The following is a 22,755-nucleotide window of genomic DNA, read 5'->3' on the forward strand; positions in this document are numbered from 1 at the left end:
CCTCGGGTGATCGCGAGGACGTCGGGATCGAGGACGTCCGGATCGAGGACGTCCGGATCGAGGACGTCCGGATCGAGGACGTCCGGATCGAGGACGTCCGGGCCGGCCCGCACGGGCCGGCCCGGACGCGTGATCAGACGAGATCGAACCGGTCGAGGTTCATCACCTTGTCCCACGCCGCGACGAAGTCGTGCACGAACTTCTCCTTCGCGTCATCGCTCGCGTACACCTCGGCGATCGCACGCAGTTCGGAGTTCGACCCGAAGACGAGGTCGGCACGGCTGCCCGTCCACTTGACCTCGCCCGTGACGGCGTCGCGCCCCTCGAACGTGTTGGCCTCCTCGGAGGTCGCCTTCCACGTCGTGCCCAGGTCGAGCAGATTGACGAAGAAGTCGTTGGTCAGGGCCCCCGGAGTGGCAGTGAAGGCGCCGAGCGGCGACTGCTCGTGGTTCGCACCCAGGACACGGAGGCCACCGATGAGGACCGTCGTCTCCGGAGCGCTCAGGGTCAGCAGGTTCGCCCGGTCGAGCAGCAGGTACTCGGCCGGCAACCCGGTGCCCTTGCCGATGTAGTTGCGGAACCCGTCGGCGGCCGGCTCGAGCGCGGCGAACGACTCCACGTCGGTCTCGTCCTGAGAGGCGTCCACGCGGCCCGGCGTGAAGGGGACCTCGATGTCGAATCCGGCGTCCTTGGCGGCCTTTTCGACCGCCGCACCCCCGGCGAGCACGATGAGGTCGGCGAGCGAGATCTGCTTCCCGCCGGTCTGGGCGGCGTTGAAGGACTCCTGGATCTCCTCCAGGGCGCGCAGCACCGTCGCGAGCCGGTCGGGATCGTTGACCTCCCACCCGTTCTGCGGCTCGAGGCGGATGCGCGCACCGTTGGCGCCGCCGCGCTTGTCGCTGCCGCGGAAGGACGAGGCCGACGCCCACGCGGTGGACACGAGCTCGGACACCGACAGTCCCTGGCCGAGGATCCGGCCCTTGAGCGAGGCGATGTCCGCGGCGTCGACGAGCTCGTACGTCCTCGCGGGGAGCGGGTCCTGCCACAGCAGCGTCTCGGACGGGACCTCCGGGCCGAGGTAGCGCGCGACCGGGCCCATGTCACGGTGGGTCAGCTTGAACCACGCGCGGGCGAAGGCGTCCGCGAACTCCTCGGGGTTCTCCAGGAAGCGCCGCGAGATCTGCTCGTAGGACGGGTCGAAGCGGAGCGAGAGGTCGGTCGTCAGCATGGTCGGGGCGTGGCTCTTCGACGCATCGTGGGCGTCGGGGACGGTACCCGCCCCGGCGCCGTCCTTCGGCCTCCACTGGTGCGCTCCGGCGGGGCTCTTGAACAGCTCCCACTCGTAGCCGAAGAGGATCTCGAAGAAGCTGTTGTCCCACGCCGTTGGGGTGTTGGTCCAGATCCCCTCGAGGCCACTGGTGATCGTGTCGCCGCCCTTGCCGGTGCCGTGGCTGCTCCTCCAGCCGAAGCCCTGCTCCTCCATCGGGGCGGCCTCGGGGTCGGGGCCGACGGCGTCCGCCGGACCGGCGCCGTGGGTCTTGCCGAAGGTGTGACCGCCCGCGATCAGGGCGACCGTCTCCTCGTCGTTCATGGCCATGCGGTGGAACGTCTCACGGATGTCCCGGGCCGCGGCGATCGGGTCCGGGTTGCCGTTCGGGCCCTCGGGGTTGACGTAGATGAGGCCCATCTGGACCGCGCCGAGGGGGCTCTCCAGATTCCGGTCGCCGGAGTAGCGCTCGTCGCCGAGCCAGATGGTCTCGGGGCCCCAGTAGACGTCCTCCTCGGGCTCCCAGACGTCCTCACGGCCACCGGCGAAGCCGAAGGTCGTAAAGCCCATCGTCTCCAGCGCGACGTTGCCGGCGAGGATCATGAGGTCGGCCCACGAGAGGTTCTGGCCGTACTTCTTCTTGACCGGCCACAGCAGACGGCGCGCCTTGTCGAGGTTCCCGTTGTCCGGCCAGCTGTTGAGCGGTGCGAAGCGCTGCTGACCGGCGCCGGCGCCACCGCGGCCGTCGCTGATCCGGTAGGTGCCCGCGCTGTGCCACGCCATCCGGATGATGAACGGGCCGTAGTGTCCGAAGTCGGCGGGCCACCAGTCCTGCGAGGTCGTCAGCACCTCCGCGATGTCCCGCTTGACGGCCGGGAGATCGAGGGACTTGAACGCCTCGGCGTAGTCGAACTCCTCGCCGAGAGGGTTGGCCACCGCCGGGTTCTTGGCCAGGATCTTCAGGTTGAGCCGCTCCGGCCACCACTGGCGGTTGCCGCCGCCCTGAGTCGGGTGCGGGGCGCGCACGTGCGCGACCGGGCAGCCACCTCCGTCCTCCGTCTTCGCGTCTACGACGATTGCTTCATGGTTCTCGGACATGGGAACCCTTTCCGGATTGGGCGGTTCGGAGTGCTCGGGAACTGCTGGCGGTGGAACAGCCGGGGCGCGGGCCCAGTGGCCTCGGCATCGTCGATCGAGAAACCGTGGCCTTCGGACCGGTCAGGCAGGGGGACTCGCAGACCGTGGGGTAGCCGTCAGCAACGACACCGCACGACCGGCACGCGCCATGGTGGCGGGAGACCGCGCATCCCCGGAGACGGCCGTTCCGACGCCGAGGCGGTCACGGTCCCGGTCGCCCGCAGGCAACGCGGCGCGGGCGGCCGTCGCCGCGGCCGCACCGCGCTTCCCCTCGGCAGTCGTCCCATCACGGTCTGTCTCCTGAGGTTTCGGGGTCCCCTGTCCCTTGGCTATCGCCGGAACCGATCCTACGATGGACAGAGTCCAGGTCAAGAAGTACGCCAGACCCGTATTCGATCGGAACTCGGACTTGGGCCGGTGAACTCCGGCAATTCCGCCGAGCCTGAAGAGGTGGACCGATATGAGCGACCTTCTGGAACGACTGCGAGGGCGCAGGTGGAGGGTGACCTCCCAGCGGCGTGTCGTTGCGGAGGTCCTCGACGGCGACCACGTGCATTTCACGGCGGACGAGGTGCACGCCCGCGCGGCACAACGGCTGCCGGAGATCTCGCGCGGGACCGTCTACAGCATCCTGGGTGAGCTGGTCTCCCTCGGCGAGGTCATAGAGGTCTCCACCGACGGCCGCGCCAAGCGCTACGACCCCAACGCGCACCGCCCGCACCAGCACCTGGTGTGCTCCCGGTGCGGCACCATCCGCGATGTCCACCCGACCGGTGATCCGCTGGCCGACCTCCCCGCGGAGGAACGGTTCGGCTTCACCATGTCCGAGGTTGTCGAGGTCACCTACCGCGGGGTGTGCCCGTCCTGCGCTAGCGCGACCGTTGCCCGGCAAGGGCCTCTGCAATGACACCGGCCCCGGCTCAGGGGGTTCCCTGAACCGGGGCCGGGGCGTGCGCCGGGAAGCGACGAACCGTCCGGCGGAGACGGGCGTGTTACGTCCTGACGCCTAGCGGTAGACGGTGCCGATGTTGCGCGACGTGTCGGTCGCCCGGCACTCCGACGTCACGCGCGAACCGGACGCGGTCAGGTCCAGGTTGTTGGGGTCGGCGCAGTTGTTGCTCTGCCGTCCCTCCTGCGCCACGTTCTGCTGGAACACATCCGACTCGGCCGAACCACCCTCGGCCTCGGGGCCGCCGCCGATCTCCGCGGTCCCCACGCTCACGGACCGGTCGTCCGTCCCGCAGACCACTTGGCCCGGCTCCCGGTCAGCTCGATGTCGCCTTCGTTGGGGTTGGCGCAGTTGTTGTTCTGCCGCCCCTCCTGTGCCACGTTCTGCTGATTGATTGTTCGAGCAGTTGTTGTTCAGCCGCCCGTCCTGCGCCACGTTCTGCTGGAACAAAGACGCGCTGGCCTCCGAACCCCCGCTCGCACGCGCACCGGGGCCGTCCGCGAACGCACTCCCCGCCCCCGGGGACACCAGCCCACTCGCCGCCGAACGACCATGGCGGCCGTCGCAATTCCCTGAACCCTCACTTCGCCTCCAGAAAAGGAGCAAATAATCTCGGATTGTCCTGTTAACGAAACGAGACTCATGCCGATATTTCCCTGCCGGGGAATCCGCCCGATCAGCGCACCCGAGGCATCACGGTGATCGCCGGCAAACACATCTCCCCAAACGATCACGAACAACCTGTGTTTTTTCGGGACAGGCATCTCTACGCTCGGACGTATCGGGCAGGCCCGGCCCGGTACGTCCTGGGAGGCCATGTGTTCAACGTCCTCGAAGAGCTCTTCTCCCCCGCCCGGAAGCACACGGAGGAGGAGCGCGAGCGGCTGGAGCTGTGCATCGACGACATCGGTGACAGCGACCCGGCGCGCGGCCCGATCGACTTCTCCTCGGGCAAGGTCGTCATGCGGCAGAGCCGCGACGACGACAGCCGCTGAAACCCCTGGTCAGCGCGGAGTCCGACGCGGCCTTCCGCCGGCTCCGGTTGCCGCCGCGCCCTGTCGGGTGTGCGCTGGTGGTGGGAGAGCGGCGAGAGGAGTTCGCCATGTCCGCACCGGCCCAGCCCTCCATACCCGCGAAGTTCGCCCCCGCCCTGCCGGCCGGGCGCCGCCACACCAGGGCGTATGTGGGCGTTCCTCTTCTGCTCGGCATCTGCTACGGCCTCTACGCCGCCTTTCTGACGAGCAACAACGGTGCGTCCAATACGCGGATCATGGTGGAGTCGTTCGTGGGCGGCGCGGTGGTCGCCGTGCTGTGCTTCGCCGTCGGAGCCGTCCAGAGCCGTCTGTCGCGGGAGCTGCGCGGCGCCGCGTACGGAGTACTGTTCGGCACCGCGATGGGCTACCTGCTCGCCCTCAGTGACGAGACATGGCTGAAGGCGGCCTTCCTCGGGCTGTTCCTCGGAATGGGCATGGGCGTGACCGCCTTCTATGTCCGCTACACCCACGAGACTTGACGGCGGGGCGGGGCCCGCCCGGGCCGCTCGTCGGGACCGGCGAAGCGGCCACGTGACGCTGTCAGTGCCATGCGCAAGGATGGCGGGATGACTCAGCCATTCACCGTACGGATAGCCGTCCGTGGCTACGAGACGGATTCGCAGGGCCACCTCAATACCAGTGTGTACATGCAGTACGGGGAGCATGCTCGCTGGTCCCTCGTCCAGGCCTCCGGGATCCGGCAGAGTGATCTGGTCGAGAAGGCCGTCGGCCCGGTGAACCTGGAGAGCACGATCCGCTTCCACCGGGAGCTGCGCGCCGGTGACGAGGTCGACGTGACCTGCAGCTTCGTCTTCGGCGAGGGCAAGACCTTCCGCGTCGAGCAGTCCTTCCTCCGGGACGGGGAGTTGGTCGCGGAGCTGACCAGCGTCGGCGGGATGATGGATCTGCGGGCGCGACGGCTCCTGCCCGATCCCCGCGCCACCTTCCGTGAGTTCGCCTCCGACCCGGAGATTCTCGGCCTCTGACGGCCACGCGCAGGGCGGCGGGCGGGCGCGGCCGTCAGGCACAGCTGGCGGGCGCAGCCGTCAGGCACAGCGGGCGGGCGCGCCGTCAACCACACCGGGCGTGCGGACGGCGTCACCATGGGCGCGCGGCGTGGCTCCCCGGCCTCCGGCGTCCGGCCTCCGGCGTCCGGCGTCACAAGGGATGCACGGAGGGCACGACGGGGGCGGCCCGCCGGAGCACAACGCTCCAGCAGGCCGCCGCCGGTCCTCACAGGCCCGGGCTTCATCTGCCCCGGTAGGCGTTGAGGATCGTCTGCGTCAAGGTGTTGCCCTTCCGGTCCCTGACGTGGGCCCGGAACGAGACGCCCTTGCCGGCCGCGGGGTTCTTCAGCGTCACCCTGCCCTGGCTGACCTTGGCCTTCTTCCAGTGCTCACCGCTGTCGTACGACACGTACACCGTCAGTGACCGGAGACCGCCGCCGCCCGTGCCCTCGACGGTCACCGGGACCCGGGCCGTCGCTCCGGCCTTCGCCGTGCTGTCGGCGGCGAGGGCTGGCCCGAAGCGGACCGCGGAGGCCGGGAGCGCGGTCTCGTCGCTCACCTTCCTCGAGCTGAACGTCCAGCTCGCGGTCAGTTCGGTGGTCACCGAGGCGACCTTGCTGCGGGCGACCGTGGTGGTGAGCCGGTAGTCGGCCTTGGCCGCGGGGACGGTGAACGCCTCGCCGGTCATCGGGTCGTCATGGGTGCCGACCTTCTTGCCGTTCCGGTAGAGGGTGGTGACCGCCTTGTCGTAGGCCGAGCCGCCGACGTGGCCCTTGCCGTCCGCGAACACCGGCAGATAGCCGAACAGTTCGTTCCCGTCGCGGAAGATGCCGTAGCCGCCGCGGACCTTGGGTCCGAAGACACCGACGTTGAAGACCTTGGCGTAGCGCTTCCCGGCCTTGTACGGCTTGGGGTCGAGCGAGTACGTGGCGTCCGGCGCCCAGGGGTCCTTGCCCTCCTGCTCGAAGTCGAACCCCCAGTCCACACCAGCCGCGTTGACATAGGTGGTCTTGATGCCGGGCAGCCGGTACGCGGCCGAATAGCCGGAACCGCTGGTGCTCCCCGGGATGTGGCCGAACGCCCACAGGCGCCCCTTCTTGCCCGGCACCGAGGCGCCGAGCCGCGAGGTGACCGTGGCCAGTTCGGCCTTCTTGACGTGCTTGGTCCATCCGGTGGCCAGCTTGCTCACCTTGCCGCCGTACGTCAGGTCGTACTGGCCCGCTCTCGTCGTCCAGGAGCCCGCCCACTGCTGGAACAGCTCTCCGGCCGGGGGCTTCGGGCCGAGGTGCGCGGTGCGGAAGCCCTGGTACGAGTCGAGCCACCAGCCGTAGCCGTAGACGGCGTCGTCGGTCTCGACGGCGAAGTCCGGGGAGGCGGTCCTCGGCTTCGCCGCGCCGTCCGGGACCCGGATGTCGACCGGCTTCGCCGTGCGGGCGTCGACGATGACGCTTGTGTTCCTGGTGACGTCGAGCCTGGGCTGGTTGATCCAGTCGATGCCCTTGCTCACGTCGTCCTCGTCCACCAGCACACTGGAGTTGAGGATGTAGCGGCCCTTGGGCACACGGACTTCGGCGGTGCCGCTGTCGTCGTGCGGGTTGAAGAACTTCTCGGCGGCCAGCCCGCTGATCCCGTCCAGGTTGGTGCCGTGCTTCCCGGTCGGCTTGCCGTTGCGGTCAAGGGTCTTGAGCGTCAGGTCGTACGACTCGACCTCGCGCTCCACGGCAGCCGGCGTCCGGACGGTCTGCCCACTGCCCGTCGCGGTGATCACCGCCGTGTACACCCCGTCGAGCGTCCCGCCGGGCCGGGTGTCCGCGGTGAGCGGCACCTTGGCCTCGCCGCTTGGCCGGACGGTGATCCGCCGCGTGCCGAGGGCGAACATCGCCGCCGGGGCGGGCTTCCCGTCGGGCCCCATGCCCTTGACGGTGAGGTCGAGGGTGACGGGCTCGCTGCCGAGGTTGCGGTAAGTGACGGCCTTGGTCACCGGCTTGTCGTCGGCGTGCGGCCACGCCTGCTTGCCGAAGCTCACCGACACGGGGTCCGCCACCACGGACTGCTCGATGGCCCGGGAGACGTCGACCCGCCCCGAACCCTGCTGGAAGGGGGTGTACTTCCCGGGCTTGGTGGACGCGGTGAGCGCCGCCTTGAGCTGCGCGCCCGTCCAGTCGGGGTGCTGCTGGGCCAGGATGGCGGCGGCACCCGCGACGTGCGGGGTGGCCATGGACGTACCGGAGATGGCCACGTACCCGTCCGCGACGGGCGTACCCTCCTCGGCGACGATGCTGCCGGGGGCCGCGGCGGCACCGATGCCGACGCCGGGCGCGGTCAGATCGGGCTTGACGGCTCCGTCGCCGACGCGCGGCCCGGTGCTGGAGAACTCGGCGAGCTTGTCCTTCTTGTCGACGGCGCCGACCGTGAGCGCGGCGTCCGCGCTGCCCGGCGAACCGACAGTGCCCTCTCCCGCCTCGCCGTCGTTGCCGGCTGCGATGACGAACAGCGTTCCCTTCTCGGCGGAGAGGCGGTTCACCGTCTCCTCCAGTGGGTCGATGCCAGGTGAATCGGCGCCGCCCAGGCTGAGGTTGACGATGTCGGCGCCCTTCCCGGCCGCCCACTCCAGGCCCGCGATGATGTCGGAGTCCTCGCCGGAGCCCTCGTCATCGAGGACCTTGCCGTCCAGGATGCGGGCCCCCGGTGCGACACCTTTGTACTTGCCGCCGGACTTGGCCCCCGTACCGGCCGAGATGGAGGCGACGTGCGTGCCGTGCCCGTAGCGGTCCTTGCTGTCGGAGGCGTCGGAGAAGTTCTTCTCCGCTATCTCCTGGCCCGCCAGATCCGGGTGGGTCTGGTCGACTCCCGTGTCCAGCACGGCGATCGTCGTGCCCTTGCCGTCGAGGCCCTTCTTCCAGGCGGCGGGCGCGCCGATCTGCGGCACGCTCTTGTCGAGACGGGCCCGGTGGACGGCATCCAGCCACACCCGGTCGAGTCCGGAGGCGGCCGTACGGAACGGGGAGGCCCCGCGTGGAGCCTTGGTAAGCGCGTCCCAGACGGCGGGCGCCGACTGCCGGCCCGCCTTCAGAGCCTCGGCGTTGAGACGCGGAAAGCTGCGCCGTACATCGGCGCCGTCCGCGGAGCGGAGGCCGGCCCTGGCGGCGGGGCGGGTGCCCTTGTAGCCGACGATCAGGTGCAGACCGCCGCCGCGGGCCCTGCGGTACTCGGGGCGGCTGAGCAGGGTCACATCGAACAGCCGCTGGTCGACGCGCCCTTCGCGGATCAGCTCCCGGGCATCCCAGGGGATGACGTACGTGTGGGTGCCCCCGTTGCCGTCCGCGTGCGGGGCGGGCTTGATGCGCCGGATCTGGACAGGTATGTGCTCGCGCCCTTCGGCGCGGTCGAGAGCCACCGGCCGCCCGCGGCCGTCGACGGCGACACGGTCGCCGGTGAGGAGCGTGACCCAGTGTTTGGGCGGGCCGCCGTTCGTGGTCGCGGGCAAGGGCGACGGAGCGGCCTCGGCCTGCTCTCCGGCCACCGACGGCGAGGCGGTCATCCCCGCCGTGATCGCGACGGCCGCAGCCAGGGCGATCGTGGTGGAACCAGCCCTTTTGAGTTGTATGTGCAACATTCCCCCTGGTGATGTGTGTCACCGTGCCGGGAGCCCTCGGCTCCTTGGAACACGGAGTATGCAGGGGGTGGCACATCCGTTCAACAGCTTGGTGACGACCCATAATTGGGGCACATGGGAGCAGTGGGGCGAGCGGGGCCCGGTCCGAGCCGTTTCGCCCGATGGGCGAGGCGAACAAAAGCCGCTGGGCGGCGGCTGGTTCGCACCGGCCGCCGCCCAGCCGCGAGGAAGGGGAAGGACCGGCGTCAGGCCCCGGTCGCGCTGCCCGCGACCCACTCGTCCCACGACATGTTCCAGCCGTTGAGACCGTTGTCCGGGCTGACGGTCTTGTCGGGCGAGTTCGTCACGATCACGACGTCACCGAGCATCGAGTTGTTGTAGAACCACGCACCGGGCTGCTTCGGGTCGCCTGCGCCCTTCGTGTCGTTCAGACCGACACAGCCATGGCTGGTGTTGACGTTGCCGAAGATCGAGTCCGCACCCCAGTAGTTGCCGTGGATGAAGGTGCCGGACGCGGACAGGCGCATCGCGTGCGGCACGTCCTTGATGTCGTACTCGCCCTTGCCGTTCTTCTTCTTGAAGCCGACGGTTGAGCCGTCCATCCGGGTCTCCTTGAACTTCTCGGAGATCACCATCTGGCCGTTGTACGTGGGATTATCCGGGCTGCCCGCGGAGATCGGGACCGTCTTGACCACCTTGCCGGCACGGACGACCGTCATCTGCCGCGTCTTGGTGTCGACGGTGCTCACCTGGCTGCGGCCGATCGTGAAGCTCACGGTCTTGCTCTGCACGCCCTCGACGCCCGGTGCGCCCTCGACCCCGTCCAGGGCGAGCTTCATCGTGACCGTGGAACCCGCCTTCCAGTACTCCTCGGGGCGGAAGTCCAGGCGCTGCCCGTTGAACCAGTGGCCGACGACCTTCTGGCCGCTGCTCGAGGTGACCGTGATCCCCTTCTGGACGTCTGCCTTGTTGGTGATGGCCTTGTCGAAGTTGATCGACACCGGCATGCCCACGCCGACGGTGGAGCCGTCCTCGGGGGTGAAGTTGCCGATGAAGCTGTTCTCCGGGGACACCGTCGTGATGGTGGAGTTCTCGTGGGCCTCGCGGCCCTCGGAGTCCTTCGCCTCGGCGGTGATCTTGTACTTGGTGGAGCGCTCGAGCTGAGCGTTCGGCTTCCAGCTCCTGCCGTCAGCGGAGACGGTGCCCGCGACCTCGGCACCGGTCTCGACGGCCTTCATGGTCACCTTCGTGAGCTTGCCGCCCGTCACCTTGACCTTGACGTCGCTGTTGATGCCGGCGTCGTTGGCGCCGTCCTTCGGCGAGATCGCTATTCGGGCGTCGGAAGCGTCCTTGGCGGCCGCCTCGTCGACCTGCGCCTGCGACTTGCCGCTGGCGTCGCCCGCGTTGCCGCCCTTGCCGTCGTCGCCGCCACAGGCCGTGAGCGTCAGTGCACCGCCGAGCAGCACGGCTGCGAAAGCCAGCCCCTTGCGGTGCTTACCGTCCGTCATCACACGCTTCTCCATTGCTACTGGTTCCCCTGAATCCCCGGTCCGGACCACGGGGCACACGCGTCCCGGCACATCCGAGAAGAACATGGTTTCCCATTCGTCCGGTTCCCTCACCCCCGGAAGTGTGGGATACGCCACGTACGAGGCGGGGTGCTCCCGCCCGGCTCCAGGGGCGCCCGGGTCTCCGGTTCGCCTGGCTCGCGCCTCCTTCGGCGCCGCCTTCCCGATCGGGCGGTTTTCATCCTGGACGATGTCCTCCGATCCGTCGAGGTCCCCGCGAGGATCCTTCGTCCGCCCCCTCCTCCTCCCCGCGGTTGCCGTGGTTCTCACCTGTCACGGCCGTTCCGTGACGTCTCACACACCCCGCCGATCGCCGTTCCCCTCGCGACCGGGCACACCGCCGGGCCCGGCCTCGCCCGCGTCCTCGTCCCGTTCCTCCCCGTCCTCGTCATCGTCGAGACCGAGGTCCCATTCCGCCGAGGACGGGTCGTACGCGATCCGCTCGCTGCTCCACGAAGCCTGGGCCAGTTCGATCCCCGCGATGCCCTCCACGACCCGGAACGGGTCGACGAGATAGGCCAGCGCCTCCGCCTCGTCCTCCCCGACCGCGGCCCGTGCGTGCATGCGCTCCTCCTGCGGCATGTACGTGTCGGAATCGATGTGGTCGAGCGCTGCGGTGGTGAGGTGGTCCGCGCTGGTGACCTCGAGCACCAGTTCCACCCGAAGCCGTACGAACCGGGATGTCTCATCAGTCGTCATGCGCGGAGCGTAAAGGTCCGGAACAGCGAGACTTTCCTGCGACCCGCGGCTGTCACTAACATCAGTCCGACGGCCAAATCTCCAGTGCCACAAGGGGGTCCGTTCCGTGTCCGCACGACGCCCGCTGCTGACCGCCACTGCCGCGGGTTCTCTGCTCTGCGCTCTCTGGTTCGTCCCGTCGGCGAACGCGACGGTCGATCACGGCAAGGCGGAAGCGCGGACGTTGAGCGGGACACAAGCCTTCTCGTCCACGGGCTCGTCGGCGTCCGGCGGCGCGGCGAAGGTGCAGGGTTCCGCCGGCGACCTCGACAACCTCGCGGACACCGGCAGTGTGGACACCACGCCGTATCTCGTCGGCGGCACGCTCTTCCTCGGATTCGGGGCGGCCATGGTCGCCGTCGCCGCGCGCCGTTCCCGTACGAGCGTGCTCTGAACCCTTACGCGCCGTTCCCTGCGAGCGCACTCCGACCCGTCGTCCGGGCCTGCTCCCACGCGCCGTGCCCGACGGCTGCCTCCGACCACGGCCTGCCGGGCGGCGGACGCGGTGCGCCGTCGGCCGTACACTCCCTGCCTCCGACGCACCGCAGGGCCCACCGCACCACCGCACCACCGCACCACCGCACCGGGCGGCGGAACGTCCGCCCCGGCGGGTCAGGCCAGCGGACCCGTCACCGGCTCCACGGCCCGCTCCAGCGCCCCCGACCGTACGAAGGACTCGGCCGCCTCCAGATCCGGCGCCAAGTAGCGGTCGGGGCCTGCCCCTTGGACGCCCGCCTCGCGCACCGCCGCCAGCACCGCCTGCGCCGCCGGTCCCGGCACGAGCCCCGTCCGCAGCTCGATCCCGCGTGTGGCGGCGACGAGTTCGACGGCGATGACCCGGCCGAGGTTGTCCACGGCATGCCGCAGCTTGCGGGCAGCGGACCAGCCCATCGAGACGTGGTCCTCCTGCATCGCCGAGGAAGGGATGGAGTCCACCGACGCCGGTACGGCGAGCCTCTTCATCTCGCTGACGAGCGCGGCCTGGGTGTACTGGGCGATCATCAGGCCGGAGTCGACGCCGGGATCGTCCGCGAGGAAGGGCGGCAGCCCGTGCGAGCGGTTCTTGTCGAGCAGCCGGTCGGTGCGGCGCTCGGCGATCGAGGCCAGATCGGCGGCGGCGACGGCGAGAAAGTCCAGGACGTACGCCACGGGCGCGCCGTGGAAGTTGCCGTTGGACTCCACACGGCCTCCCCCGTGGCCTCCCTCAGGGGATGCATCCCCGAGGAGGACGACGGGATTGTCCACGGCGGAGGCGAGTTCACGGTCCGCGACCAGACGCGCATGGTCGAGGGTGTCGCGGCCGGCGCCCGCGACCTGCGGGGCGCAGCGCACGGAGTATGCGTCCTGGACGCGCGGCGCGTCGTCCTGGTGGTGCCCGGTCAGACCCGAATCGGCAAGGATCTTCAGCATGTTGGCGGCGCTCGCCGCCTGGCCGGGGTGGGGGCGGATCGCGTGGAGCTCGGGCGCGAGCACCTTCTCCGTGCCCAGCAGCGCCTCCAGGGAGAGTGCGGCCGTGATGTCGGCGGCCGTGAACAGGCGGGCCAGATCGGCGCACGCCATCACCAGCATGCCGAGCATGCCGTCGGTGCCGTTGAGGAGGGCCAGGCCCTCCTTCTCGCGCAGGACGACGGGCTCGATGCCGTGGGCGTCGAGGAGTTCGCGCGCGGGGCGCAGGACACCGTCGGGGCCCTCTGCGTCGCCCTCGCCCATGAGGGTCAGGGCGCAGTGCGAGAGGGGCGCGAGGTCGCCGGAGCAGCCGAGGGAGCCGTACTCGTGGACGACGGGGGTGATCCCCGCGTTGAGGAGCGCGGCCATGGTCTGCGCGACGAGGGGGCGCACTCCCGTACGTCCGGAGCACAGGGTCTTCAGCCGCAGGAACATCAGGGCGCGCACGACCTCGCGCTCGACGCGCGGCCCCATCCCGGCGGCGTGCGAGCGCACGATGTTGCGCTGCAGCCGGGTGCGCAGCTCGGGGCTGATGTGGCGTACGGCGAGAGCACCGAAGCCGGTGGAGACGCCGTAGACCGGGTCGGGTTTGGCGGCGAGCGCGTCGACCACCTCGCGCGCGCGGGCGAGTGCCGCGAGCGCCTCCCCGCCCAACTCGACCTGTGCCGCACCGCGGGCCACGGCGATGACGTCCTCCGCCGTGGTCCCCGACGTCCCCACCACCACGTTGTGCATATCCATATTCAGGCACCCTAGAGAGTGAATCGCCGAATGTCACCAGCGGGTCCCCTCACCGGGGAGGCCGCTCCGCGGCGGGGGCCGCCCGCACCGACCCCGAGCGCGGCAGCGCCCGGCGTCACGCGTCGCGGCGGTTGCGGAAGCGGCGGCGTTCCGGGCCCGTGTCCGGCGGGGATTCCGCCAGCCGGACCACGGCGTCGTCCGGGCCTTCACGGCCCGCGACGACCGGCTTCTGCGAGCGGGCCGCCTTCGCCCGGTACTGCGCCGCGTCCGCGAGCCGAAAGAGGCGACGCGCCGACCGTAGGGGCCCGATCTGCTCGCCCGTGGAGGCGATTCCGCAGGCGACGCCCTCGCCCAGGTCCAACTCGCCCGCGCGGCGGCACAGTTCTTCCGCGGCCTGCACCACCTCGTCGGCCGGGGGCCCCACCGCAAGCAGACAGAACTCGTCACCGCCCAGGCGCGCCGCCAGCGCGCCCGGCAGCATCGCCCCGCACAGCGAGAGCAGCGAGCCGAAGCGTTCCAGCAAGCGGTCGCCGACCGCGTGCCCGAGCGAGTCGTTGACCCGCTTGAGGCCGTTGAGGTCGCAGACGACCAGGCTGACGACCGTCCCGTCTGCGTGGTGGCGCTCCACGGCCTCGTCGAGACGCATGTCGACGAGGCGCCGGTTCGCCAGCCCCGTGAGCGGATCGGTGAAGGCGAGACGGCGGGCCTCCTCCAGGCGCTCCGTCTGCGCGATCCCGGCCGCCGTCACGGCCGCGAGGACCGTCGCGAAGTCCGCGTCGTCGCGGTCGAACACCGGCTCCCCGGCCCGCCGCGCCACGTACAGCTCGCCCCACGCCCGACCGTGCAGCACGATCGGCGCCACCACGCAGCAGCCCCGGCCGCGGCGGCGCAGGGCCGCGGCCCTCCCCCAGGCGCCGCCGGGGTGCGCATCCGGGTGGGCGTACGCGCCGGGCTCCGGGCCGTCCGCCGTCTCCACCCACGCGTTGGGCTCGCCGTCGCCGACCCAGCGGTCGTGCAGGATCTCGGCGATCTCCGGGAACTCGTGCACCGGATAGGCCTCGTCCTCGGGGAACTCATCCTCCCCTTCGGCGAGTTCGCCGGTGTTGACGAGCACCCGGAGCCGCCCCAGCTCCCGCTCCCACACGGACAGTGCGGCGAAGGTCCCGCCCAGCGCGCTCATGGCACCGGCCGCCGCGGCACGCACGGAGTCGCGCGGGGTCTGCGCGGCGGCCATGGCCTGAGCCAGGCCGACCACCGCGCGCAGTCGCGCATCGCTTCCGCCGCCGTCGCCCGACACCGGCACCTCACATTCCGTAGCCGTGTGCCCACCTCGCACCCAGCCTAGGAACATTCACCCCTCTTCGCCCTGTTCGTGGGGGCGACATTCAACTATTCGCCCGGCCACTGCGGCGTCCCTCCGCCCGGCTACCGCCCGCCCAGTCCGGCGTCCCTCCGCCCGGCTACCACCCGCCCAGTCCGGCGTCCCTCCGCCCGGCTACTCGCCCGGCCAGTCCGGCGTCCGCTTCTCGTTGAAGGCCGCGACGCCCTCCGCGCGGTCCCCGGAGAAGGCGACGCTGCGCCAGGCGGCGTCCTCCACCTCCAGCCCGGCCCGCAGATCCAGGCCGTGCCCGAGCCGCATCGCGCGCTTGGCGGCCCGCAGCCCGACCGGCGAGTTCGCGGCGATCCGGCCGGCCAGGCCCAGCGCCTCGTCACGGTCGGTGCCCTCGTCGACGAGCTGGTCCACCAGGCCCAGCTCCCGCGCCTCCGCGGCCGCCACCCGCCGCGCGGTGAACACCAGCTCAGCGGCGCGGGCCGCACCCACCCGCCGCGGCAGGAGCTGCGTACCACCACCGCCCGGGATCACGCCGACCGAGACCTCGGGCAGGCCGACTACCGCTGTCCCGTCCGCGACGATGAGGTCGCAGGCGAGCGCGATCTCGAAGCCCCCGCCCAGGGCGAAGCCGTGCACGGCCGCGATGGTGGGCATGGGCAGTTCGAGTACGGCGGTGTACGCGCCCCGGGAGACCGGACGCTGCCGCAGCAGGTCCGCGTCCGTGAGGGAGTTGCGCTCCTTGAGGTCGGCGCCGACGCAGAACGCGCGGTCGTGGCTCGAGGTCAGGACTACGGCCCGCGCCGCACGGTCCGCCGCGAGCGCCTCGCACGCCTCCGTGAGCGCCCGGGCCATCGCCGTCGAGACGGCGTTCATCGCCTTGGGGCGGTCCAGTACGAGCTCCGCCACGTGCTCGCCGTGCCGCCGTACCGCGACCCACTCCCCGTACCGCTGCTCGCTGCCCATGCACCCTCCCGGTTAACGACCGTGAACCTCTGGCGTCAGGCATCATCGCACCGCCGGGTGGCGGCCGTCGCCGGTACCCGCCACCCGGCTGTCCGCGGCAATGCGCACGAGCGGCAGGGCCCGGCTCACGGGACCGGGGCAGCGCGTACGAACCACCGGGTCCGCCCCGGCGTCAGCCGCGCCTGGTGAGCAGCCACGGTTCCACGACCCCGAGCCCGCGGACCGGCCGCTGCCACATCGGCTGGAGTGCGAAGCGGTACGTGTGCCCGCCCTTGCCCTCCTTCTCCGCCTTCGCGGCCTCCGCCTCCGACTCGGGCGCCTCGCCGGACCGCATCAGTTCCTCGGCGAACGCCCCGTCCACCAGCACAGCGTCCTTGGGCGCTATCGACGTCAGCCGGCTCGCCAGGTTCACCGTCGTCCCGAAGACGTCGCCCATGCGCGTCGTCACGGTTCCGAAGGCCATGCCCACCCGCAGTTCGGGCATGGTCTCGTCGTGGGTCATCGTCTCGATGAGCCGCAGCCCGATCTCGCCGGCGACCCCGGCGTCGTCCGCCGCGAACAGGACCTCGTCCCCCAGCGTCTTGATCAGCCGCCCGCCGTGCGCGGCGACCAGGTCGGCGGCCGTGGTCTCGAACGCCTCGACCAGCTCGCCCAGCTCTTCCTCCTCCAGCCGGCGGGTCAGCCGCGTGAAGCCCACGAGGTCCGCGAAGCCGACGGCCAGCCGGCGGTCGACCATCTCCTCGTCGTCACCGGCCTGGACCACGCGCCCGGTGGCCGCCGCGAGCTGCCGCCGCCACACATAGACGAGGAACTCCTCCAGCTCCGGAAGCAACAGCTCGACCAGCGGATAGGTGACTTCCGTACGGGTCATGCCGGGCTCGGGCGGCTCCGTGAGCCCCTCCAGGAACGAATCGATCTGCCACTCGGCGAGCCTGGCCGTGGTCTGGCCCGTCGAGCGAGCCACCTGCACCGCCATCGCCTCGCTCAGCAGCCCGGCCTCGACCAGACCCGCGAGCCGGCGCAGGGCGAGCACGTCGGCCTCCGTGAGCGCCTTGGCCTGACCGATGTCCGCGAATCCCATCGCCCGCCAGAAACGGGAGGCGAGCTCCATGGACACACCGGCGCTCCGCGCCGCCTGAAACGGGGTGTAGCGGCGTTCCGAGCCGAGGATGAGCTGTTCGATCCGGAGCGCGAGCGGGTTTTCCTCTTCCGGGGCCGAGTCGTCGGGCGAGGGGGCGTCGTCGGTCACGGCCCACCCCCGGCCCGATCGTCCCCCAGCCTTCGGCATGGGGGACCCCCGCTCACAGCCAGTCCGCTCACGTCTCGCCCGCTCCGCCCACTCGGCCCGCTCCGCCCACTCGGCCGGCTCTGCCCACTCGGCCCGCTCTGCCTGGTCCGGCCCATCAACGATACGGCAGGTGTGCCGTGGCTCACTCTCCCCGGGCGGCTCGCAGATGGACGATGTCCCCGGCCCCCACCGGCTTCTGCACACCGTCCTCGGTGGCCAGCACCAGCCTCCCGTCACCGTCGACGGCCACGGCCTCGCCGGTGATCTCCCGGTCGCCCGGCAGAACGGCGCGCACGGTCCTGCCGAGCGTCGCGCAGCCCGCCGCGTACGCCTCCTGCAACCGGCTGGCCCCGGGGTCGCCGCCGGCGCCCCGCCAGTCCTCGTACCACCTCTCCAGCGACCGAAGGACCGCGCGCAGCAGCGGGTCGCGGTCCACGGCGTGCGCCCCGGCGAGGACGAGGGATCCCGCCTCCGGAACGGGCAGTTCGTCCGCGTGCAGCGACACGTTGAGCCCGATGCCGACGACGACGCCGTCCCCGGCCCGTTCGGTGAGGATTCCGCCAGCCTTGCGCTCCTCCTCCCCCACGTGCAGGAGCAGGTCGTTGGGCCACTTCAGGGCGGTGTCCACGCCGGCGACGCGGGACAGGGCGGCGGCCGTCGCCACGCCGGCGAGCAGCGGCAGCCAGCTCCACCGCTCGACCGGTACCTCGGGTTCGAGGTAGACGGAGAAGAAGAGGCCCGAGCGCGGCGGCGAGGTCCAGCTCCGGTCGAGCCGTCCGCGCCCCGCCGCCTGCTCCTCGGCGACCAGGACCGCCCCTTCGCCGACCTCGCCCTTCACGGCGCGCTCGGTGAGGTCGCTGTTGGTGGACCCGGTGACCTCGACCACGTCCAGGCTGCTCCACAGGGCGCCGGGCCGCACGAGCGCCTTGCGCAGCGCGGTGGCGTTCAGGGGTGGCCGCTCGAGGTCGGACCAGCGGCCGGAGGAGGGATCGGGCTGCGGAGTGCCGGGCGTTCCGGGCGGCATCGGCGTCATGCGGCCAGCGTAGGCCCGTGTGGCAGAAGGCGAGCGGGTCGTGAAGCGGTGGGGCGCCAAGATCACCCGGGCCCTTGAGCGAGGTCGTGCCCTGCCGAGAAGCCCGGATCGGCCTGCGGCATCCGGTGCTCGGGCCGCCCCGTCGCGCGGTGGGAGGTGCTCCCGTCCAGCGGTGGCTGCGGGAATCGCACGGCGGAGGAGCATCCTTGGAGTCGGGCCCCCTCGGATGCTCCGGCACGCGGCGTCCGGGAGTGCCGTGCCGGGCGTCGCGGGCGACCGGCGCACGGGCACGAGGCGGTGCGGAAGAGGGGCCCAGGTGGCCGGAAAGGCGGCCGGCGGCCGCGTTTCCGTACCACTTTGACCTGCGACGTGCGAAGGGCAGGAGGTGTGGCCAACGCCGCACTGCCATAGCGCAGCGTCGCCGATACGCTACGAGTCGGTAGCCCAGCCAGCAGGTAGCCCACCCAGCACATCCAGGACGAGCAGGAGCCGCATCCCGATGTCCGAGCCGGATTTCGCCGCAGAGAACGACCGAAGCGCCCAGACGACCGCGGGGAAGATCGCGGATCTGAAGCGGCGGATCGAGGAGGCGACGCACGCCGGGTCGCAGCGCGCTGTCGAGAAGCAGCATGCGAAGGGCAAGCTGACGGCCCGTGAGCGCGTCGACCTCCTGCTCGACGAGGGGTCCTTCGTCGAGCTCGACGAGTTCGCCCGGCACCGCTCCACCAACTTCGGCCTGGACGCCACCCGCCCGTACGGCGACGGTGTCGTCACCGGCTACGGCACGGTCGACGGCCGCCCCGTGGCCGTCTTCTCCCAGGACTTCACGGTCTTCGGCGGTGCCCTGGGCGAGGTCTTCGGCGAGAAGATCGTCAAGGTGATGGACTTCGCGCTGAAGAACGGCTGCCCGGTGATCGGTATCAACGACTCCGGCGGCGCCCGTATCCAGGAGGGCGTCAGCGCGCTCGGCCTCTACGGCGAGATCTTCCGGCGCAACACCCACGCCTCCGGCGTCATCCCGCAGATCAGCCTGATTGTCGGCCCGTGCGCGGGCGGGGCCGTCTATTCCCCCGCGATCACCGACTTCACGGTCATGGTCGACAAGACCTCGCACATGTTCATCACCGGGCCGGACGTCATCAAGACCGTCACCGGTGAGGACGTGGGCTTCGAGGAGCTCGGCGGCGCCCGCACCCACAACACCACTTCCGGTGTGGCGCACCACATGGCGGGCGACGAGAAGGACGCCATCGAGTACATCAAGTCGCTGCTGTCGTATCTGCCGTCCAACAACCTCAGCGAGCCGCCGGTCTTCCCCGAGGAGGCCAACCTCGAGACCGGCGACGAGGATCTCGAGCTGGACTCGATCATCCCGGACTCGGCGAACCAGCCGTACGACATGCACCGGCTCATCGAGCACGTCCTCGACGACAACGAGTTCCTGGAGACCCAGGCGATGTTCGCGCCGAACATCGTCACCGGCTTCGGCCGCGTCGAGGGGCACCCCGTCGGCATCGTCGCCAATCAGCCGATGCAGTTCGCCGGCTGCCTGGACATCGCCGCCTCGGAGAAGGCCGCGCGCTTCGTCCGCACCTGCGACGCCTTCAACGTCCCCGTTTTGACCTTCGTGGACGTACCGGGTTTCCTGCCCGGCACCGAGCAGGAGTTCAACGGCATCATCAGGCGCGGCGCCAAGCTGATCTACGCCTACGCGGAGGCCACCGTCCCGCTCATCACGGTCATCACCCGCAAGGCGTTCGGCGGCGCGTACGACGTCATGGGCTCCAAGCACCTCGGCGCCGACCTCAACCTCGCCTGGCCCACGGCCCAGATCGCGGTCATGGGTGCGCAGGGCGCGGTCAACATCCTGCACCGCCGCACGATCGCCGCGGCCGAGACGCCCGAGCAGGCGGAGGAGGTGCGGGCGCGGCTGATCGCCGAGTACGAGGACGCGCTGCTCAACCCGTACGTCGCCGCCGAGCGCGGCTACATCGACGCGGTGATCATGCCGTCCGAGACCCGGCGCCACGTCGTACGCGGCCTGCGCACGCTGCGCAACAAGCGCGAGTCGCTGCCGCCGAAGAAGCACGGCAACATCCCGCTGTAAAGCGGGAGCTGCCCGGGTATCAGAGCCGCGAGGACATCGAGGAGGCCGCGCATGTACAAGGTCGTACGGGGCAACCCCACCCCCGAGGAGCTGGCCGCTGCCCTTGCGGTGGTTCAGGCACGCGCCGCGGCGGCGGGCGTCGCCCTCGCGGCGCAGGAGGAGCTCGACGAGTGGGCCGACAAGGAGCGCAACGTGCCGCGCCGCGCGCTGCCGCAGCCTGGCCCGAAGGCGTGGCGCAGTTCGGGCTGGCCCAGGTGACTCTGGGGCTGGCCCAGGTGACCCGCCGGATCGCCTGAGGCGGGGCCCGGACCAGCGGATCGGTCCCACCTGACCGTGCCGCCTGAGTACGCGTACTCAGGCGGCACGCCCCTTTTCGCCGGAGTATCGACACATGCTCTGGTCCGACCCCCCCGACGAGCCGCCGCAGGAACTGCGCGACGCCGAGGCGATGCTCCGTCGTGCGGGATGGATGCTGGCGGTCGTGGCCCTGGTCGCGATGATCATCGTGCTGGGCCGCTGATGCGGCTCGTCACCCACTGCTCTTACGGCACGGGCTCGTGGCCCGGGCGCGGCTCCCGGCCCCGGTACGGATACCGGCCCCGGTACGGCTCGTGGCCCCGGTAGCTCGTGGTCCGGATGCTCCCCGGCCCCGGTGCGGTTCCCCTCGCGCCCTCCGGGCGGAGGGCCGGCCGATACCCTGGGGCCCATGACCGAGCACCCCGCCTCCGCCCGGCGTCGCCTCGTCCTCGCCTCCGCGTCCCCCGCCCGCCTCGCGCTGCTGCGTCAGGCCGGGCTGGCGCCCGACGTCATCGTGAGCGGCGTGGACGAGGACGCGATCAGGGCGGACTCCCCCGGAGAACTGGCCCGGCTGCTGGCCGAGGCCAAGGCCGGTGCGGTGGCCGCACGTCCCGAGGCAGCGGGTGCGCTCGTGGTCGGCTGCGACTCGGTGCTGGAGCTGGACGGTCAGGCGTACGGAAAGCCGGTCGACGCCGAGGACGCGACGGCGCGCTGGAAGTCGATGCGCGGGCGTCCGGGCATCCTGCGGACCGGCCACTGCGTGATCGACACGGCGACCGGGCGTCAGACCTCTGCCACCGCCTCGACGACGGTCCGGTTCGGGGAGCCGACGGACGAGGAGATCGCGGCGTACGTGGCGAGCGGCGAACCGCTGCACGTGGCTGGCGCGTTCACCCTCGACGGTCGCTCCGCGCCGTTCATCGACGGCATCGACGGGGACCCGGGCAATGTCATCGGGCTGTCGCTGCCGCTGCTGCGACGGCTGCTCGCCGGCGTGGGCACAGGCATCACGGAACTCTGGGCGTAGCGCCGCCTCTTGGTACCCGTCCGCCGCACCCGCTCGCGGCACAGGCGTACGACTCCCGCCCGCGGACCGGCCTGTGAGGTGCGGGCCTACGACTCGGCCGCGGCCGGGGGCGCCGCCGGGGCCTCGGGCCGCTCGGCCGGGAAAGCCACCAGCGTCAGCACGATGAGCCCGAAGACGACCATCATGAAGGCGAACGCGCCCCAGCCCACGAGCCCGACGGTCAGTGCGCCGAGCACGCCGTGCACCACCGCAGAGGTGATGAGCAGGATGCGGGCGAAGCGCCCGGGGGCGCGGTCGGTCAGCGCGCAGCGGATGAGGACGACCGCGCATGCCGCCAGGTAGAGACCGAAGACGCCGCCCAAGATCCAGGTCGAGACGCTCATGGCGTCCGGATCGAGCCCGCCCAGCGACATCTTCTGCCGGTCCACGGATATCCCGAGGATCATGTTGACCAGGACGATGCCGACCGCTTCCAGCAACAGCAGTACGGCCGCCACCGCGGCCACGGGTCTCCGAGCCACCCCCCACCCACCCCACTTCGCATCGTTACGGCCGGTCCGGACTGAGACCAGTCACGCTACTAACCGGTAATCCGCTAAAACAAGGGTTCTGCACGCTTCAGGAGCGCGTCACCCGACAGGACGGATCCGTTCAGCAAAGTTTCCGTCCGGCGTTGGTAGGGATCCGACAAAGGTCGCTTCCTCGCGGCTGGTTCGACCGGCAGAGATCTTGACCACACCAGATCGCGAGAATTCCTTGAGACTTCCGGGCGTACCGTGGGACGACAAGGAGTTTCGGCGCTCCCCCGGCACCCGGATGACACCCGGATGACGCTCCGTGTGGGCAAGCTCACCCCCGAGTGCGGCTCGGCAGGCCGTGTCGGTAGTCCCTAAACTCGCCTTGTTTCAAGGAGGGAGCCATCGTGCGCAAGGTGCTCATCGCCAACCGTGGCGAAATCGCTGTCCGCGTTGCCCGAGCCTGTCGGGACGCCGGGATTGCGAGCGTAGCCGTCTACGCCGACCCGGACCGGGACGCCCTGCACGTCCGCGCGGCCGACGAGGCCTACGCGCTGGGTGGTGACACACCGGCCACCAGCTACCTGGACATCGCCAAAGTCCTCCGGGCCGCGGCCGATTCCGGAGCCGACGCCGTCCACCCCGGCTACGGATTCCTCTCGGAGAACGCCGACTTCGCCCAGGCCGTC

21 protein-coding genes are annotated in these 22,755 nt (G+C 70.9%); 10 read left to right on the plus strand and 11 right to left on the minus strand.

Annotation, left to right across the window (positions count from 1 at the left end; translation table 11 throughout):
- Nucleotides 1–133: 133 nt before the first annotated feature.
- Nucleotides 134–2,365 carry a catalase/peroxidase HPI gene (gene katG / locus AB0M26_RS28780; protein ID WP_365265477.1) on the minus strand — a complete coding sequence of 744 codons (2,232 nt, stop codon included), beginning with the start codon at nt 2,363–2,365 and terminating at the stop codon, nt 134–136.
- A 499-nt stretch (nt 2,366–2,864) separates the two neighbouring features.
- On the opposite strand from katG, the gene AB0M26_RS28785 reads away from it, so the two are divergent.
- Nucleotides 2,865–3,311 carry a transcriptional repressor gene (locus tag AB0M26_RS28785; RefSeq protein WP_365265479.1) on the plus strand — a complete coding sequence of 149 codons (447 nt, stop codon included), beginning with the start codon at nt 2,865–2,867 and terminating at the stop codon, nt 3,309–3,311.
- A gap of 99 nt (nt 3,312–3,410) precedes the next feature.
- On the opposite strand, the gene AB0M26_RS28790 is transcribed toward AB0M26_RS28785, so the two are convergent.
- Nucleotides 3,411–3,626: a hypothetical protein gene (locus AB0M26_RS28790; RefSeq protein WP_365265481.1), complete on the minus strand. Its 216-nt coding sequence runs from the start codon at nt 3,624–3,626 to the stop codon at nt 3,411–3,413.
- Nucleotides 3,627–4,171: 545 nt separating this feature from the next.
- Here AB0M26_RS28790 and AB0M26_RS28795 point away from each other — a divergent pair.
- The 3 genes from AB0M26_RS28795 (at nt 4,172) to AB0M26_RS28805 (ending at nt 5,373) form a co-directional block, all read left to right on the plus strand.
- Entirely contained in the window at nt 4,172–4,348 is a 177-nt protein-coding gene (locus tag AB0M26_RS28795; RefSeq protein WP_365265483.1) for a DUF6191 domain-containing protein, read from the plus strand.
- A gap of 107 nt (nt 4,349–4,455) precedes the next feature.
- Entirely contained in the window at nt 4,456–4,866 is a 411-nt protein-coding gene (locus AB0M26_RS28800) for a hypothetical protein (protein ID WP_365265484.1), read from the plus strand.
- An 87-nt stretch (nt 4,867–4,953) separates the two neighbouring features.
- Nucleotides 4,954–5,373, plus strand: coding sequence for an acyl-CoA thioesterase (locus AB0M26_RS28805; protein ID WP_365265486.1), 420 nt, complete (start codon nt 4,954–4,956; stop codon nt 5,371–5,373).
- Nucleotides 5,374–5,635: 262 nt separating this feature from the next.
- Here the strand turns inward: AB0M26_RS28805 and AB0M26_RS28810 are convergent, their stop codons facing one another.
- The 3 genes from AB0M26_RS28810 to AB0M26_RS28820 form a co-directional block, all read right to left on the minus strand.
- On the minus strand, nt 5,636–9,010 hold the full coding sequence (locus AB0M26_RS28810; RefSeq protein ID WP_365265488.1) for a S8 family peptidase: 3,375 nt from the start codon (nt 9,008–9,010) through the stop codon (nt 5,636–5,638).
- A 245-nt stretch (nt 9,011–9,255) separates the two neighbouring features.
- A complete protein-coding gene (locus tag AB0M26_RS28815) occupies nt 9,256–10,533 on the minus strand; it encodes an Ig-like domain-containing protein (RefSeq protein WP_365265490.1) in 1,278 nt (425 codons plus the stop codon).
- A gap of 339 nt (nt 10,534–10,872) precedes the next feature.
- Nucleotides 10,873–11,277, minus strand: coding sequence for a hypothetical protein (locus AB0M26_RS28820; protein ID WP_365265492.1), 405 nt, complete (start codon nt 11,275–11,277; stop codon nt 10,873–10,875).
- A 106-nt stretch (nt 11,278–11,383) separates the two neighbouring features.
- Between AB0M26_RS28820 and AB0M26_RS28825 the strand changes: the two genes are divergently transcribed.
- Entirely contained in the window at nt 11,384–11,710 is a 327-nt protein-coding gene (locus AB0M26_RS28825; protein ID WP_365265494.1) for a hypothetical protein, read from the plus strand.
- A 218-nt stretch (nt 11,711–11,928) separates the two neighbouring features.
- Here the strand turns inward: AB0M26_RS28825 and hutH are convergent, their stop codons facing one another.
- The 5 genes from hutH to AB0M26_RS28850 all read right to left on the minus strand — a co-directional run bounded on the left by hutH (nt 11,929) and on the right by AB0M26_RS28850 (nt 18,120).
- Complete coding sequence (gene hutH / locus AB0M26_RS28830; protein WP_365265496.1) at nt 11,929–13,503, minus strand: histidine ammonia-lyase; 1,575 nt, start codon at nt 13,501–13,503, stop codon at nt 11,929–11,931.
- A gap of 115 nt (nt 13,504–13,618) precedes the next feature.
- Nucleotides 13,619–14,737, minus strand: a complete 1,119-nt coding sequence (locus AB0M26_RS28835) for a GGDEF domain-containing protein (RefSeq protein ID WP_365265515.1) — start codon at nt 14,735–14,737, stop codon at nt 13,619–13,621.
- Nucleotides 14,738–14,998: 261 nt separating this feature from the next.
- Nucleotides 14,999–15,799: an enoyl-CoA hydratase-related protein gene (locus AB0M26_RS28840; RefSeq protein ID WP_365265498.1), complete on the minus strand. Its 801-nt coding sequence runs from the start codon at nt 15,797–15,799 to the stop codon at nt 14,999–15,001.
- Between the two features lie 172 nt (nt 15,800–15,971).
- Nucleotides 15,972–17,048, minus strand: a complete 1,077-nt coding sequence (locus tag AB0M26_RS28845; RefSeq protein ID WP_365265500.1) for an adenylate/guanylate cyclase domain-containing protein — start codon at nt 17,046–17,048, stop codon at nt 15,972–15,974.
- 181 nt (nt 17,049–17,229) lie between these two features.
- A complete protein-coding gene (locus AB0M26_RS28850; RefSeq protein ID WP_365265502.1) occupies nt 17,230–18,120 on the minus strand; it encodes a biotin--[acetyl-CoA-carboxylase] ligase in 891 nt (296 codons plus the stop codon).
- 499 nt (nt 18,121–18,619) lie between these two features.
- On the opposite strand from AB0M26_RS28850, the gene AB0M26_RS28855 reads away from it, so the two are divergent.
- The 4 genes from AB0M26_RS28855 to AB0M26_RS28870 all read left to right on the plus strand — a co-directional run bounded on the left by AB0M26_RS28855 (nt 18,620) and on the right by AB0M26_RS28870 (nt 21,551).
- Complete coding sequence (locus tag AB0M26_RS28855) at nt 18,620–20,227, plus strand: acyl-CoA carboxylase subunit beta (RefSeq protein ID WP_365265504.1); 1,608 nt, start codon at nt 18,620–18,622, stop codon at nt 20,225–20,227.
- A 51-nt stretch (nt 20,228–20,278) separates the two neighbouring features.
- Nucleotides 20,279–20,485 (plus strand): acyl-CoA carboxylase epsilon subunit, encoded by a 207-nt coding sequence (locus AB0M26_RS28860; protein ID WP_365265506.1) that lies wholly within the window; start codon nt 20,279–20,281, stop codon nt 20,483–20,485.
- Nucleotides 20,486–20,618: 133 nt separating this feature from the next.
- A complete protein-coding gene (locus tag AB0M26_RS28865; protein ID WP_365265507.1) occupies nt 20,619–20,747 on the plus strand; it encodes a hypothetical protein in 129 nt (42 codons plus the stop codon).
- A gap of 186 nt (nt 20,748–20,933) precedes the next feature.
- Nucleotides 20,934–21,551, plus strand: a complete 618-nt coding sequence (locus AB0M26_RS28870; protein WP_365265509.1) for a nucleoside triphosphate pyrophosphatase — start codon at nt 20,934–20,936, stop codon at nt 21,549–21,551.
- Nucleotides 21,552–21,637: 86 nt separating this feature from the next.
- Here AB0M26_RS28870 and AB0M26_RS28875 read toward each other — a convergent pair whose 3' ends face one another.
- Nucleotides 21,638–22,072, minus strand: a complete 435-nt coding sequence (locus tag AB0M26_RS28875) for a hypothetical protein (protein WP_365265511.1) — start codon at nt 22,070–22,072, stop codon at nt 21,638–21,640.
- A 401-nt stretch (nt 22,073–22,473) separates the two neighbouring features.
- Here AB0M26_RS28875 and AB0M26_RS28880 point away from each other — a divergent pair.
- On the plus strand, nt 22,474–22,755 hold a 282-nt coding region (locus tag AB0M26_RS28880; protein WP_365265513.1), incomplete at its 3' end, for a biotin carboxylase N-terminal domain-containing protein.

It is taken from the genome of Streptomyces sp. NPDC051776 (genome assembly GCF_040681345.1).
Classification (GTDB): domain Bacteria; phylum Actinomycetota; class Actinomycetes; order Streptomycetales; family Streptomycetaceae; genus Streptomyces.

Bases quoted from the DNA above. Each gene is read 5' to 3' on its own strand.
- AB0M26_RS28840 (WP_365265498.1), bottom strand. From the start codon at position 15,799: ATGGGCAGCGAGCAGCGGTACGGGGAGTGGGTCGCGGTACGGCGGCAC.
- AB0M26_RS28800 (WP_365265484.1), top strand. From the start codon at position 4,456: ATGTCCGCACCGGCCCAGCCCTCCATACCCGCGAAGTTCGCCCCCGCC.
- hutH (WP_365265496.1), bottom strand. From the start codon at position 13,503: ATGGATATGCACAACGTGGTGGTGGGGACGTCGGGGACCACGGCGGAG.
- AB0M26_RS28820 (WP_365265492.1), bottom strand. From the start codon at position 11,277: ATGACGACTGATGAGACATCCCGGTTCGTACGGCTTCGGGTGGAACTG.
- AB0M26_RS28865 (WP_365265507.1), top strand. From the start codon at position 20,619: ATGCTCTGGTCCGACCCCCCCGACGAGCCGCCGCAGGAACTGCGCGAC.
- AB0M26_RS28835 (WP_365265515.1), bottom strand. From the start codon at position 14,737: ATGGCCGCCGCGCAGACCCCGCGCGACTCCGTGCGTGCCGCGGCGGCC.
- AB0M26_RS28855 (WP_365265504.1), top strand. From the start codon at position 18,620: ATGTCCGAGCCGGATTTCGCCGCAGAGAACGACCGAAGCGCCCAGACG.
- AB0M26_RS28810 (WP_365265488.1), bottom strand. From the start codon at position 9,010: ATGTTGCACATACAACTCAAAAGGGCTGGTTCCACCACGATCGCCCTG.
- AB0M26_RS28805 (WP_365265486.1), top strand. From the start codon at position 4,954: ATGACTCAGCCATTCACCGTACGGATAGCCGTCCGTGGCTACGAGACG.
- AB0M26_RS28850 (WP_365265502.1), bottom strand. From the start codon at position 18,120: ATGACGCCGATGCCGCCCGGAACGCCCGGCACTCCGCAGCCCGATCCC.
- AB0M26_RS28870 (WP_365265509.1), top strand. From the start codon at position 20,934: ATGACCGAGCACCCCGCCTCCGCCCGGCGTCGCCTCGTCCTCGCCTCC.
- AB0M26_RS28860 (WP_365265506.1), top strand. From the start codon at position 20,279: ATGTACAAGGTCGTACGGGGCAACCCCACCCCCGAGGAGCTGGCCGCT.
- AB0M26_RS28785 (WP_365265479.1), top strand. From the start codon at position 2,865: ATGAGCGACCTTCTGGAACGACTGCGAGGGCGCAGGTGGAGGGTGACC.
- katG (WP_365265477.1), bottom strand. From the start codon at position 2,365: ATGTCCGAGAACCATGAAGCAATCGTCGTAGACGCGAAGACGGAGGAC.
- AB0M26_RS28815 (WP_365265490.1), bottom strand. From the start codon at position 10,533: ATGGAGAAGCGTGTGATGACGGACGGTAAGCACCGCAAGGGGCTGGCT.